General features: G+C 56.8%; 15 protein-coding genes. 1 reads left to right on the forward strand and 14 read right to left on the reverse strand.

What is annotated here, in order from left to right:
* Positions 1-26 precede the first annotated feature (26 nt).
* From tolB to JOE34_RS24705, 12 genes are all read right to left on the reverse strand, one after another.
* Positions 27-1,277: a Tol-Pal system beta propeller repeat protein TolB gene (gene tolB, locus JOE34_RS24650; RefSeq protein ID WP_210434907.1), complete on the reverse strand. Its 1,251-nt coding sequence runs from the start codon at positions 1,275-1,277 to the stop codon at positions 27-29.
* Positions 1,278-1,324: 47 nt separating this feature from the next.
* Entirely contained in the window at positions 1,325-2,395 is a 1,071-nt protein-coding gene (gene tolA / locus JOE34_RS24655; RefSeq protein WP_003314366.1) for a cell envelope integrity protein TolA, read from the reverse strand.
* The gene (tolR, locus tag JOE34_RS24660; protein ID WP_161420636.1) at positions 2,395-2,850 is read right to left on the reverse strand and encodes a protein TolR; all 456 of its coding nucleotides are present in this window, start codon (positions 2,848-2,850) and stop codon (positions 2,395-2,397) included. The genes tolA and tolR overlap by 1 nt, the downstream gene beginning before the upstream one ends.
* 23 nt (positions 2,851-2,873) lie before the next feature.
* The gene (gene tolQ, locus JOE34_RS24665) at positions 2,874-3,569 is read right to left on the reverse strand and encodes a protein TolQ (RefSeq protein ID WP_002554655.1); all 696 of its coding nucleotides are present in this window, start codon (positions 3,567-3,569) and stop codon (positions 2,874-2,876) included.
* Positions 3,559-4,026, reverse strand: coding sequence for a tol-pal system-associated acyl-CoA thioesterase (gene ybgC / locus JOE34_RS24670; RefSeq protein ID WP_003314364.1), 468 nt, complete (start codon positions 4,024-4,026; stop codon positions 3,559-3,561). The genes tolQ and ybgC overlap by 11 nt, the downstream gene beginning before the upstream one ends.
* A gap of 134 nt (positions 4,027-4,160) precedes the next feature.
* Positions 4,161-5,222: a Holliday junction branch migration DNA helicase RuvB gene (gene ruvB / locus JOE34_RS24675; RefSeq protein ID WP_003422111.1), complete on the reverse strand. Its 1,062-nt coding sequence runs from the start codon at positions 5,220-5,222 to the stop codon at positions 4,161-4,163.
* On the reverse strand, positions 5,223-5,831 hold the full coding sequence (gene ruvA, locus JOE34_RS24680) for a Holliday junction branch migration protein RuvA (RefSeq protein ID WP_003364731.1): 609 nt from the start codon (positions 5,829-5,831) through the stop codon (positions 5,223-5,225).
* An 86-nt stretch (positions 5,832-5,917) separates the two neighbouring features.
* On the reverse strand, positions 5,918-6,442 hold the full coding sequence (gene ruvC, locus JOE34_RS24685; RefSeq protein WP_003314361.1) for a crossover junction endodeoxyribonuclease RuvC: 525 nt from the start codon (positions 6,440-6,442) through the stop codon (positions 5,918-5,920).
* 130 nt (positions 6,443-6,572) lie between these two features.
* Complete coding sequence (locus JOE34_RS24690; RefSeq protein WP_003339485.1) at positions 6,573-7,319, reverse strand: YebC/PmpR family DNA-binding transcriptional regulator; 747 nt, start codon at positions 7,317-7,319, stop codon at positions 6,573-6,575.
* Positions 7,320-7,434: 115 nt separating this feature from the next.
* Positions 7,435-9,210: an aspartate--tRNA ligase gene (gene aspS / locus JOE34_RS24695; protein WP_002554661.1), complete on the reverse strand. Its 1,776-nt coding sequence runs from the start codon at positions 9,208-9,210 to the stop codon at positions 7,435-7,437.
* A 292-nt stretch (positions 9,211-9,502) separates the two neighbouring features.
* The gene (locus JOE34_RS24700; protein WP_003339491.1) at positions 9,503-9,847 is read right to left on the reverse strand and encodes a ribbon-helix-helix domain-containing protein; all 345 of its coding nucleotides are present in this window, start codon (positions 9,845-9,847) and stop codon (positions 9,503-9,505) included.
* Positions 9,848-10,188: 341 nt separating this feature from the next.
* The gene (locus tag JOE34_RS24705) at positions 10,189-10,662 is read right to left on the reverse strand and encodes a Dps family protein (RefSeq protein WP_003314356.1); all 474 of its coding nucleotides are present in this window, start codon (positions 10,660-10,662) and stop codon (positions 10,189-10,191) included.
* A 481-nt stretch (positions 10,663-11,143) separates the two neighbouring features.
* Here JOE34_RS24705 and JOE34_RS26085 point away from each other — a divergent pair, with 481 nt between their 5' ends.
* Complete coding sequence (locus tag JOE34_RS26085) at positions 11,144-11,752, forward strand: cold-shock protein (RefSeq protein WP_003314355.1); 609 nt, start codon at positions 11,144-11,146, stop codon at positions 11,750-11,752.
* Between the two features lie 65 nt (positions 11,753-11,817).
* On the opposite strand, the gene JOE34_RS24715 is transcribed toward JOE34_RS26085, so the two are convergent.
* Together JOE34_RS24715 and JOE34_RS24720 are read right to left on the reverse strand one after the other, a co-directional pair.
* Positions 11,818-12,024: a SlyX family protein gene (locus JOE34_RS24715; protein WP_003304583.1), complete on the reverse strand. Its 207-nt coding sequence runs from the start codon at positions 12,022-12,024 to the stop codon at positions 11,818-11,820.
* Positions 12,021-12,452, reverse strand: a complete 432-nt coding sequence (locus tag JOE34_RS24720) for an HIT domain-containing protein (protein ID WP_026175281.1) — start codon at positions 12,450-12,452, stop codon at positions 12,021-12,023. The genes JOE34_RS24715 and JOE34_RS24720 overlap by 4 nt, the downstream gene beginning before the upstream one ends.
* Positions 12,453-12,699: the final 247 nt, after the last annotated feature.

Genomic DNA, 12,699 nt, shown 5'->3' on the forward strand with positions numbered 1-12,699 from the left:
TGTTAAGCAAATCGTGTAGCGCCGCGTCAGTTCAGGTAAGGGGACCAGGAAGGTTCTCTGACTTCGCCTTGAGCGGTAGGAAGCGGGAGCCTTACGCGTCCGTTAATGGACACGAGCATCAAGACTCCCCGGCCCTGCTGGCGGGTGGCGTAGATTACCATGGTGCCGTTGGGCGCAACAGTAGGCGACTCATCAAGGTTGCTATCTGTGAGGATTTTTACGCTACCGCGGGCCAAATCCTGCACTGCTACCTTGAAATTAGTGAAGCCGTCCTGCCGGTGAATCATTACCAGCGTCTTTTCATCGGCTGATAATTTCGGGTTGGCGTTGTAGTTACCCACGAACGTTACGCGTTCGGCACCGCCGCCATTGATATTGGTCTTGTAGATCTGTGGCTTGCCGCCACGGTCCGACGTGAAGTATAGCGTAGACCCGTCCTTGCCGAAGAAAGGTTCAGTATCAATCGAAGAATCGTTGGTGACGCGGCTCAATTGACGCGACGCCAGATTGATCACATAGATCTCCGGGTTGCCATCCTTGGACAGCACGAACGCCAGCTTGCTGCCATCCGGCGACCAGGCAGGCGCGCCGTTCAGGCCTTCGAAGTTGGTGATCTGTTCGCGACGACCGGTGTCGATGTGCTGAACAAAGATGCGTGGACGCTTCTGTTCGAACGAGACATACGCAATACGCTTGCCGTCCGGCGCAAAACGCGGCGACAGGATTGGCTCACGGGATTGCAACAGGGTTACCGCACGAGCACCGTCGTAATCCGAACGCTGCAGGGTGTAACGCGTGTTGTTCTCCGAGAAGCGTTCGGCCGTCACGTAAAGCATACGAGTGGAAAACGCACCCTTGATACCGGTGAGCTTCTCGAACGACTGGTCTGCAATGTAGTGCGCCATGTCGCGCAGCTGATCATTGGTACCCGACACGTTACCGGTCAGCACTTGCTGCTCGGTGGCCACGTTGAACAGTGCGTACTGGATCTGCAGACGTCCACCGGCAGGCGTGATGTTGCCGACCATGACGTACTGGGCACCCAGCGCTTTCCAGTCACGGAAAATGACTTCACTGGCCTGGGTCGGCAAGCTGATCATGTTCTGCTTCGGGATCGGCGCGTAGTAGCCGGAGTTGCGCAGATCGTTGCTTATAATTTCGGCCATGTCCTCAGGCAGGACGTTACCGCCCTGCCATCCGAAAGGCACAACAGCGATGGGCGCTGCACGGTCACTGCCGCTGGTGACCAGAATGTTCTTTTCTTCTGCCGACACCATTGCGGATGCGAAACAGAGAACGACCAGCAGTCCTCGAAAAAGGTTGATCACAAGGCTAGATCTCCAGGTGTGAATGTCATCTTGAATGAACGATAGGGCGCGAAGTCAGCCGGCTTCAGACCCTGCATTTCTGTCAAACGTCCAATGTTCTTCACCGCAGCAACCGCAGAGCTGTCAAACGGTCCATCGCCACTGGATTTGGCAATCGATACAGAGGCAATCGTACCGTCGGGCAACATCCCGATCTGCAACGTTACCGACATGTTGTTACGTGCCGATGGTGGACGACTCCAGCCTTCGGAAGCCCTGACACGAATCAGGTCATCAAAACTGCCAGCCGTTTCATCGCCCCGCTCGTCAGCCAAAGCCTGTTGCCGCTCCGGTTTATCGGACAGCAAATCGGCCAGTGCCTGCGCCTTCTTGTCTTCAGCGGATTTACGAGCTGCTTCCTGCGCCTTCTTGGCGGAATCGGCAGCGGCTTTTTTCTTCGCGTCCTCGGCAGCCTTTTTCTTGGCGTCTTCTGCGGCCTTTTTCTTGGCCTCATCAGCAGCCTGTTTCTTGGCTTCCTCGGCAGCAGCTTTCTTGGCGTCTTCTTCGGCTTTTTTCTTCGCCTCTTCTTCGGCCTTTTTCTTGGCTATATCAGCCTGTTGCTTATCTTCAAGCTTTTTGGCGTCGGCGACCTTCTTGGCTTCATCGGCTTTCTTGGCATCGTCAGCCTTTTTGGCCTCCTCTGCTTTCTGTTCGGCCTTTTTGGCTTCGTCGGCAGCTTTCTGCTCTTCGGCTTTTTGAGCAGACTCTTCTTTCTTTTGTTCCGCAGCTTTTACAGCTTCCTGTTTTTGCTGCTCGATCTTTTTCTGCTCCAGCTGTTCGACTTCTGTTTGTCGCGCAGCGGTTTTCTTCGCCTCACCGGCAATCTTCTGGTTGGTCTGGGTAGTGGCCTGGCTCTTGGACTTGAGCTGATAGAGCGTTGCCTGAACGATAGGCTTGGCTTCGGGCAAATCCGGAGTCATGGCAAAGCTGACGAACAGCATGCCGAAAATCAGAATATGCAATGCCACGGCCCAGACACTGGGCCAGAAGTAGCTTTCCGAGGCGGACGGCTCTCGAATCGGCTGCATCAGGGTGCCTCGGTAATCAAGCCAACATTCCCGACCCCAGCCTTCTGCAGCCCGCCCATCGTGCCCATGACCGAGCCGTAATCGACGGTCTTGTCACCACGAATGAAAACCTGCGTCTGCTTGCCTGCGTCACGACCGGCGGCGACGATCTTGGTCACTGCGGCGGTCAGCTGTGGCAGGGTCATTGCCTTGTCCATCTGCTTGTCGGTATCGACTTCGCTGCCAAGGTTCCAGTAATAGGTCTTGTCAGCCTTGATCGAAATGGTCAGGACCTGATTGTTGTTGTCTTGCGGCAAAGCCTCGCTGGAGACCTTGGGCAAGTCGACTTTCACGCCCTGGTTGATCATGGGAGCCGTGACCATGAAAATCACGAGCAACACCAGCATCACGTCGATGTAGGGCACTACGTTCATTTCGGCGACCGGCTTGCGTTTTCTGCGACGATCTCGAGCGATTAAAGCCATGGGGAATTACCTGCTCACTCTTCGCTGGTGTGCACTTTACGGTGCAGGATGGCCTGGAACTCGTCAGCAAACGTGTAATAACGGCTGATCAAGGTCTCACTGCGCGCGGCGAAACGGTTGTAGGCAATAACGGCCGGAATGGCTGCAAACAGGCCGATGGCCGTTGCAATCAGTGCTTCGGCAATGCCCGGTGCCACGGTAGCCAGCGTTGCCTGCTGCGCAGTCGCCAGACCGCGGAAGGAGTTCATGATCCCCCAGACCGTACCGAACAGACCGACATAAGGACTGGTAGAACCGACGGTCGCCAGATACGGCAGACCGGCTTCGAGCTTCTCTTCCTCGCGGGATATGGCAACACGCATGGCGCGCGCCACACCTTCCATGACCGCATCAGGATCGACGCCGGACTGCTGACGCAGACGCGAGAACTCCTTGAAACCGGCACGGAAGATCTGCTCGACGCCCGAGTCCGGATCGGGATTGCTGCCCGCCTGACGGTACAGTTTGGACAGATCGATACCCGACCAGAAACGCTCTTCAAAGCTGTCCAGTGCACGTCGACCTGCGCGCAGCATATTGCTGCGCTGAAAAATCACGATCCACGAAGTGACCGAAGCAGCTACCAGAATCAGCATTACCAACTGAACAACAATGCTGGCATTGCTGACCAAACTCCACATGGAGGAATGGTCGACGACGTTAGCTTCCACGCTTTATCTCCTGCTCTGAATGTATGCCCGCGCCGCCCTGGTCGGCGAAGGCCGCTCGCAGAGCTTCGGGAATGGCCCGGGGTTTAAAACTATCGGCGCGTACACACGCCACCAGAAACTGCCCTTCACAGAGCAGCGTTGCATCCGACGCCCGCCTGATCTGCTGTTTAAAGCGCAGGCTGACGCGATTCAATTCGGTTACTTCTGCACTGACGAGCAGTTCGTCATCCAGCCGCGCCGGCTTGTGATAACGAGCCTCACTGGAGTGCACGACAAATAAAAGGTTTTCCTGCGCCAGTTCGGATTGGGCAAAGCCCAATTCCCGTAGCCGCTCGGTACGAGCCCGCTCCATGAATTTCAGATAATTGACGTAGTAGACGATGCCGCCGGCATCGGTGTCCTCGTAATAAACGCGACAGCGATGTGCGAACGACTGAACCCCGTTTTGCGCGCGCATACTCTAGAGCTTACTCCTCAGGTTGCCAATCGGGTCAGGCAACTGTTTTTCAACGTTTTGCCACTTAGTTACAGGTATCGGCGGCAGGACTGGCAATGTGACCACGCAGACTGCAAATAAATTGCAAAGCATCGCTATAAATCCACAGGCTCGTCGCCAAAATCATCCGGTACCGGTATCTCCCCCATCCTCGACGGGATATTCAGGCCGAAATGCAGATACGCATGCCGGGTCACCACACGCCCGCGAGGTGTGCGCATGATATAGCCTTGCTGGATCAAATAGGGCTCGAGTACGTCTTCGATCGTATGACGCTCCTCGCTGATGGCCGCCGCCAGGCTGTCCACGCCCACCGGACCACCGTCGAACTTCTCGATCATGGTCAGCAGCAAACGCCTGTCCTGATGATCGAAGCCGTGCTCGTCGACGTCCAGCAGGTTGAGGGCCTTATCGGCTGTCTGCCGGGTAATCTGCCCATTGCCACGAACCTCGGCAAAATCCCGTACGCGACGCAACAGGCGGTTGGCGATACGCGGCGTGCCACGGGCGCGTCTGGCAATCTCGAAAGCGCCCTGCGGCTCAATGACCAAACCCAGAATGCCTGCCGAGCGCGAGACAATCGTCGAAAGATCGGCGATGTTGTAAAACTCGAGTCGCTGCACGATGCCGAAGCGGTCGCGCAACGGATTGGTCAGCATGCCGGCACGAGTGGTCGCGCCGACCAGCGTGAACGGCGGCAGATCAAGCTTGATCGAACGCGCTGCCGGTCCCTCACCGATCATGATGTCGAGCTGGAAGTCTTCCATTGCCGGGTACAGCACTTCCTCGACGATCGGCGACAGACGATGGATCTCGTCGATGAACAGCACGTCATTGGGTTCGAGATTGGTCAGGATCGCTGCCAGATCGCCAGGCCGCTCGAGGACCGGGCCGGACGTACTCTTGATCGACACGCCCATTTCCTGGGCAATGATGTTGGCGAGCGTGGTCTTGCCCAAGCCGGGCGGACCGAAGATCAGCGTGTGGTCCAGCGCTTCGCTGCGACCACGGGCAGCCTGGATGAACAACTCCATCTGCTCGCGTACAGTCGGCTGGCCGATGTAGTCCGCGAGGCTCAGTGGCCGAATCGCGCGGTCAATCTGCTCATCGCGATCACGGCCACCCGTGGCGGTTATCAGGCGGTCGGCGTCTATCACTTAACCCATCCCCTTCAACGCACGGCGAATCAGATCCGCACTGCTCAAATCTTTTTCCTTGATGGCGGAGACAGCCTTGCTCGCCTCCTGAGGTTTGTAGCCCAGCGAAATCAGTGCGCTGACCGCATCGGATTCTGCCGACGCTACAGGCTCAGCCTGATTGGGGCCATTGGAAACCAGCGTAAAGGTGCCTGGCAAGGACTCCCAGGCCTTGAAACGATCCTTGAGCTCGACCAGCAGACGCTCGGCGGTCTTCTTGCCCACGCCGGGAATGCGCGTCAGCGCCGACGTGTCCTGCGCCTGCACGCAACGCACCAGCTCATCGACTTCCAGACCGGACATCAGCGCCAGTGCCAGCTTGGGGCCGACGCCATTGAGCCGGATCAGCTCACGAAACAGCTCGCGCTCGCGCTTTTCGTAGAAGCCGTACAAAAGGTGCGCGTCCTCACGGACCACCAGGTGGGTGTGCAACGTCACCGTCTCGCCAACATGCGGCAACCGGTACAGGGTGGTCATCGGCACTTCCACCTCATAGCCGACACCGTTGACATCCAGCACCAGATGCGGAGGCTGCTTTTCGGCGAGAGAGCCGCGTAAACGTCCAATCACGTTTCAGATCCTTTCGTGTTGCCTGTCGCTCGCGCGAAGAAGTTGAACACCGTCATCATAGAAAATATGCGGACACATAATGCCAGTCAGAGCCGCAAGCGGCCGCCGCGACTGCGCGCAGTGGCCAACCCGTGAGGAATCAGACTGGAGCGCGTATGCGCGTGGCACAGGGCGATGGCAAGGGCATCGGACGCATCGATTTGCGGCTTTTGGGTCAGCTTGAGCAGATGCATGACCATCATCATCACCTGTTCTTTATTGGCACCGCCGGTTCCTGCAACGGCCTGCTTGACCTGGGTTGCGGTGTATTCGGCAATTTCCAGCGCTTCTTCGGCACCCGCCACGATGGCTGCGCCCCTGGCCTGCCCCAGCTTCAATGCCGAATCGGCGTTACGCGCCATGAAAACCTTCTCGATACCCATCGTCACAGGTCCGTAGGTCTTGATGACCTCCCGCACACCGCGATAAACGATCTGCAAACGCTCGTGCAGCTCGCCGCTGCCAGTGCGGATGCAGCCCGACGCAACATAGACACAGCCGCGCCCGGTGTCGCGTACCACGCCATAGCCGGTGATTCGCGAACCGGGATCGATACCAAGAATAAGAGTCATAACGCCTGCAGCTTGAGGAGGTCACGCAAAACAATAGGTGCAGCATAAAGGCAGAAGCCGGGGGCCGATAGCTGCGTGTTGCTCACAGCTTCGTTCCCCCGGCTTCCGACCTGGTGTTGCCTGTAAGCGATCAGCCCAGCTGTTCCATCACTTCGTCCGGGATTTCCGCGTTTGAATAGACGTTCTGCACGTCATCCAGGTCTTCGAGCATATCAATCAGCTTGAGTACCTTTTCAGCGGTTTCCAGATCAAGCACAGCGCTGGTGGTCGGCAGCATGACGATCTCTGCATCTGCAGCCTTGAAGCCTGCTGCCTCCAATGCGTTACGCACCGCATAAAACCCGGAGAACGAGGTGAACACATCGATCGAGCCGTCTTCGTTGGTCACGACATCGTCAGCATCGGCCTCCATGGCAGCCTCGATCAGCGAATCCTCGTCGACACCGGCAGCGAAGGAGATCTGGCCCTTGCGATCGAACAGGTAGGCAACAGAACCGTCGGTGCCGAGATTGCCGCCGCACTTGGTGAACGCATGGCGTACAGCCGCCGCGGTACGATTGCGGTTATCGGTCATGGTTTCGACCATAATCGCCACGCCGCCCGGACCATAGCCCTCGTACCCCAGCTCTTCGACATCATCACCGTCGGAGGCCCCTACTCCTCGCGCCACCGCACGATCAATGGTGTCACGGGTCATGTTCGCACCAAGCGCCTTGTCCAGCGCCAACCGCAGACGCGGGTTGGAACCGGGATCACCGCCACCCTGACGCGCAGCAACGGTCAGCTCACGGATCCACTTGGTGAAAATCTTGCCTTTCTTGGCATCCTGACGCTCTTTGCGGTGCTTGATGTTCGCCCACTTAGAATGACCTGCCATTTTTCGCTCCAGATTCTTTTGGAAACACCTTCACCTTTCGCCCTGAAAACCGGGCAAAAAGCTTCACTCAATAAGGGCAGATACAGGGCGTATCGACGATACGCCCTGCCCGGCATCACTCGGCCTTCGGCTGCTCGCGCAGACGGATGTGCAGCTCGCGCAACGCTTTGGCATCGACAACGCCAGGCGCCTGGGTCATGACATCGGCCGCGCTCTGGGTTTTCGGGAACGCAATCACTTCACGAATCGATTGCGCGCCGGTCATCAGCATTACCAGACGGTCCAGACCGAAAGCCAGACCACCGTGCGGTGGGGCGCCGTATTTCAAGGCATCGAGCAGGAAGCCGAACTTCTCCTGCTGCTCATCTTCGGCAATGCCCAGCAGACGGAAGACTGCCTGTTGCATTTCCTTGCGATGGATACGGATCGAACCGCCGCCCAGCTCGGTGCCGTTGAGCACCATATCGTAGGCACGGGACAGCGCGGTCGCCGGGTTGGCTTCCAGCTCTTCAGGCGTGCACTTGGGTGCCGTGAAGGGGTGGTGCAACGCGGTGAAGCTGCCGTCGTCGTTTTCTTCGAACATCGGGAAGTCAACGACCCACATCGGTGCCCACTCGCAAGTGTGCAGCTTGAGGTCATTGCCGATCTTGATGCGCAGCGCGCCAAGGGCCTCGCTGACGATCTTGAACTTGTCCGCACCGAAGAAAACGATGTCGCCATCAACCGCACCAACGCGATCGAGGATGACGTTCAGGTTGTCTTCCGGAATGAACTTGACGATCGGCGACTGCAAGCCTTCCGGCCCCTTCGCACGCTCGTTGACCTTGATGTAGGCCAGACCTTTGGCACCATAGATGCTGACGAACTTGGTGTAGTCGTCGATCTGGCTGCGCGCCATGCTGGCGGCGCCCGGTACACGCAGTGCGGCAACGCGTCCCTTGGGGTCGTTTGCCGGGCCGCTGAACACCTTGAATTCCACGCCGGTGAGCTGATCGGCAACATCCACCAGTTCCAGCGGGTTGCGCAGGTCCGGCTTGTCGGAACCGTAGCGGCGCATGGCCTCTTCGAAAGTCATGTGCGGGAAATCACCGAACTCCAGGTCCAGAACTTCCTTGAACAGCTGACGAACCATCTTCTCGGTCAGACCGATGATGTCCTCTTCGTTGAGGAAGCTGGTTTCGATGTCGATCTGGGTGAATTCCGGCTGACGGTCAGCACGCAGGTCTTCGTCGCGGAAGCACTTGGCGATCTGGTAGTAACGGTCGAAGCCAGCCACCATCAGCAGCTGTTTGAACAGCTGAGGCGATTGCGGCAGGGCGAAGAAGCTGCCCGGGTGTGTGCGGCTTGGCACCAGATAGTCGCGAGCGCCTTCCGGGGTGGCGCGGGTCAGGATCGGCGTCTCGACGTCGAGGAAGCCGTTGTCATCCAGATAGCGACGGATACTGGTAGTGATGCGCGAACGCAGACGCAGCTTCTCGGCCATTTCCGGACGGCGCAGGTCGATGAAGCGATAACGCAGACGTGTTTCCTCGCCGACGTCGGAATACTCATTCAGCGGGAACGGCGGCGTTTCGGACTCGTTCAACACCTCGAGTTCGTAACCCAGAACTTCGATGGCGCCTGACGCCATGTTCGCGTTCACGGCACCTGCCGGGCGAGCACGAACCTTGCCCACGACCTTGACCACGTACTCGCTGCGCACGCGATCAGCGGCAGCGAAGCTGTCGGCACGATCCGGGTCGAACACGACTTGAGCCATGCCTTCACGGTCGCGGATATCGAGGAAGATAACGCCCCCGTGGTCACGACGACGGTGGACCCATCCGCAAAGGGTAATTTCCTGGCCTTCCAGACTCTCGTTCAGTTGGCCGCAATAATGGCTGCGCATCATGATGGTGTTTTCACTTCTCGTAATTCGAATTCGGTGGCGATTTCGCTCCTGGCTTGCGCTCAGAGGTACAAGGCACCGGCACAAGACTAAAGCCAGCCCTGGCCCACGCAGAGTCACGCCCGCTAGCAAGACGGAGGATTATATAGAGTTAATTGGCACCGTGCAGCCGGACGAACCTATTAACGACCGGATAAGCTCATGATCACCCCGCGCAGCCGAGCCGTTCGCTCGCGCCGCGGGGGAAAGCGCAGGCCCACCTGAGCGAGCCCACAGAAATGAGGATAAGCCCACGCTAGACGTGAGAATTTTCCAGGCAGTCGCCCTTCAAAATATGCGCCACACAGACAACACGAATCAAACCACTGAAATTCTTCACGCCCCCGTACCGTAAGTGAACCTCCCGATCAATGTAGGACAGCACCGCATTGACGGAGCACTCATTACTACTGGCGATACCTGAAAGAATGTTCCAGTACACTTTCTCCAGACGCAGGCACGTCGCCAGGCCGTTAAGTCGAACGGATTTTGAGTGCGGCTGCGCCAGCGTCATATTGAAATCCTCGACAAAAGGATCATGGCGTATTTCCACCTCTCGGTGGAGCAACTTAAGCTCTCGCTCAGCACTTCGTAACATCATAACCGCCACCTTCGAATCATTGAATTTTAAACACCAAAAGAAATATTCAAAAACAAATAAATGTCCCGATGTATAAAACATGATTGGCGATTTTATAGCCAGAAGCCCCTACACGTTGTCACTGTAGGAGATGGCTACAGGAAACAACGGAATATCGTTATTAACCTTGAAGGGGGCGCCAATAAAAGCGAGGAAAACCGCAGAGCAGCGCGCGACTGTTGGGCCTCGGCTTGCCCGAGCAATTGCGCGATGAAAGCAGGTGCAGGAAGTGACAGGTGTGACGGGCGAAGAACAACTCAGGAACGGGACGAGTGGCACTTGAAGCCACTCGTCCCTGGCCGTTACTTGGACTCGAGCATCGAGCGCAGCATCCAGGCGGTTTTTTCGTGCACCTGCATGCGTTGCGTCAGTAGGTCAGCCGTCGGCTCATCACTAACCTTATCCAGAAGAGGAAAGATACTACGAGCAGTACGGACAACAGCCTCTTGACCCTGCACCAGACTTTTGATCATATCTTCAGCACTGGGCACGCCTTCTTCTTCCTTGATGGAAGACAGGCGCGCATATGTCGAATAAGTACCCGGCGCCGGAAAGCCCAGAGCACGAATACGCTCGGCAATGGAATCAACCGCCAGTGCCAGCTCGTTATATTGTTCTTCGAACATCAAATGCAGCGTGCGAAACATCGGCCCGCTGACATTCCAGTGAAAGTTGTGAGTCTTGAGGTAAAGCACATAAGTATCCGACAGCAGATGCGACAGACCGTCCACGATCGATTTGCGATCCTCTTCACTGATACCGATATCGATTGCCATGTTTCATGCCCTTTTGGTGAGGATTGAAAAGCAGTAAAGACGACTACTCTATCAAGAGAACCCGAATGGCGCAGCTTTCCGTTGGCAGGATGCTATCTGCTGGCAGCGAACTACGCCTCTGCCAGGGCTATTCACACGGGGCTGCAGCGGGCTTCCGGGGCAGAAAATACCTGCGTGCCTGAAGGAGTCGTCAGCAAAATCCGTGAGACGCTCTGTTTCGCGCATCTACAGAGCTAGCGGCAGAGCCACTAAAGGACAGCGGGCTGCCAGCGCCGGACAGGCACGCGCACCATTATCGATTGCTGATTTGAGTAGGATCAGGCTTTGCTGTTAAATACACGCCGTGTCGCCAACGAGTTGTGATCCAGCGCTGGCACATAGGCCGGCCCAGCGTCCGTGCATCACGCCTCATCTTTTTCAGAAGCGTACCGGGCGTTACCAGCTATTTCTTGTAATCCTTCTTGCATGTGAGCTTTTTAAAATGTTGAAAATTGTCCATCTGGTAACGGGAGCAGCAGCCCTGTTGCTTTCTTTCATACCGAGCCTGCGTAGTGAAGCGGCATCTCTCTACCTGCAAAATCCTGACGCGATCTGCCTGGTTTTTCTAGGGCTGCTTAACTTGATACTCGCTCCGGTCATTCCTTACTGGAATAGAGGTCCGCGTCATAATCTGCAAAATCTGGTCAGTGCATTGCTTGTCATTGCGGTAATCGTACAAACGCTAACCTTGCTTGTTCCTCTACCCGGCATCGCCGGTCAACCGGCTATTCTGGTGAGCCTGGCTGTCGCCATCGTAGCCGTCGCCCTGCACCTGAGCGTCAGCTTCTACAGGTCTTACACCCCTTCGTCCGCGCCACAAAGCCACGACATGGGAAATCGTGATACTGGCACCGTAAAGTGGTTCAACACCTCCAAGGGCTTCGGCTTCATCTCCCGGGATTCCGGCGACGATATTTTTGTGCATTTCCGAGCCATTCGCGGTGAGGGTCATCGCGTACTGGTCGAAGGACAGCGCGTCGAGTTTTCCGTAATGAACCGTGACAAAGGCCTGCAGGCCGAAGATGTCATTGCAGCCCTGCCCCGCCGCTGATTGTTTCAAGCAACAAAAAAACCGCGACCTCCTGACGGAGGTCGCGGTTTTTTTATGGCAGCCCATCAATAATGAGGTGGCGGCGCATCTTCCTCGAAAGTCTCGAACTGACTGCCCATTTCCTCCTGACGCTTGAGCATCGCCGCCATCTGCAGTTGCAGATGATCAAGCTCGCGCTGCTGCTTTACCAGCACGTCATTGAGTGCCTGAATCGTATCGTCCTGAAAGGCCATACGGCTTTCAAGCTCCATGACTCGCTCTTCAAGGCTCATGACTGCTCCTCCTCAAATCGAAAATCATTTGTCAGTACCGGCTTCAGTTGTCGACGGATTGCCGAGAGCTGTTCGTCAGTATAAGCGATGGCAGCATGCTTGCCCCACACAGGCGCAGGCCAAGCGGCATCGTCAAGTTTGCGCACGATGACGTGCATATGCAGCTGGCTCACCACGTTACCCAACGCGGCAACGTTGATTTTATCCGCATCGAAGAGCTCGTTCAGCACCTTGGCCAACGCACTCGTCTCCTGCCAAAACTGCATCTGGTCTGCTGCACTCAGCTGAAAGACTTCGGTGATATCTGCGCGGCGCGGCACCAGAATGAACCAAGGGTAGTGGCTGTCGTTGGAGAGCAGCAACCGGCACAGCGGAAAGTCGCCAATCGGCAAGGTGTCTTGTTGAAGACGAGAATCCAGAACGAACACGATAAATAGCTCCTGACTGCCAGGTGAATGCACCTGCCCTGTCGGTAACAGGTGCTGCGATAGGCAGGCAGGATACTAGGGTTCGCGCGGGCCTTCACCTGCGCACCAGAATGCACCCTCCACAACGGTCGCCGCACCGGTTTGACGCCACCGACTGACAGCAGATACCGCTGCAACCCCCACCCCCTTGAACCACCGCCTTACAATTGCCTGCTTCACGTAAATGAAAATGAAACATCCATTGCCT

The organism is Pseudomonas sp. PvP028 (assembly GCF_017832255.1).
Taxonomy (GTDB): domain Bacteria; phylum Pseudomonadota; class Gammaproteobacteria; order Pseudomonadales; family Pseudomonadaceae; genus Aquipseudomonas; species Aquipseudomonas syringae.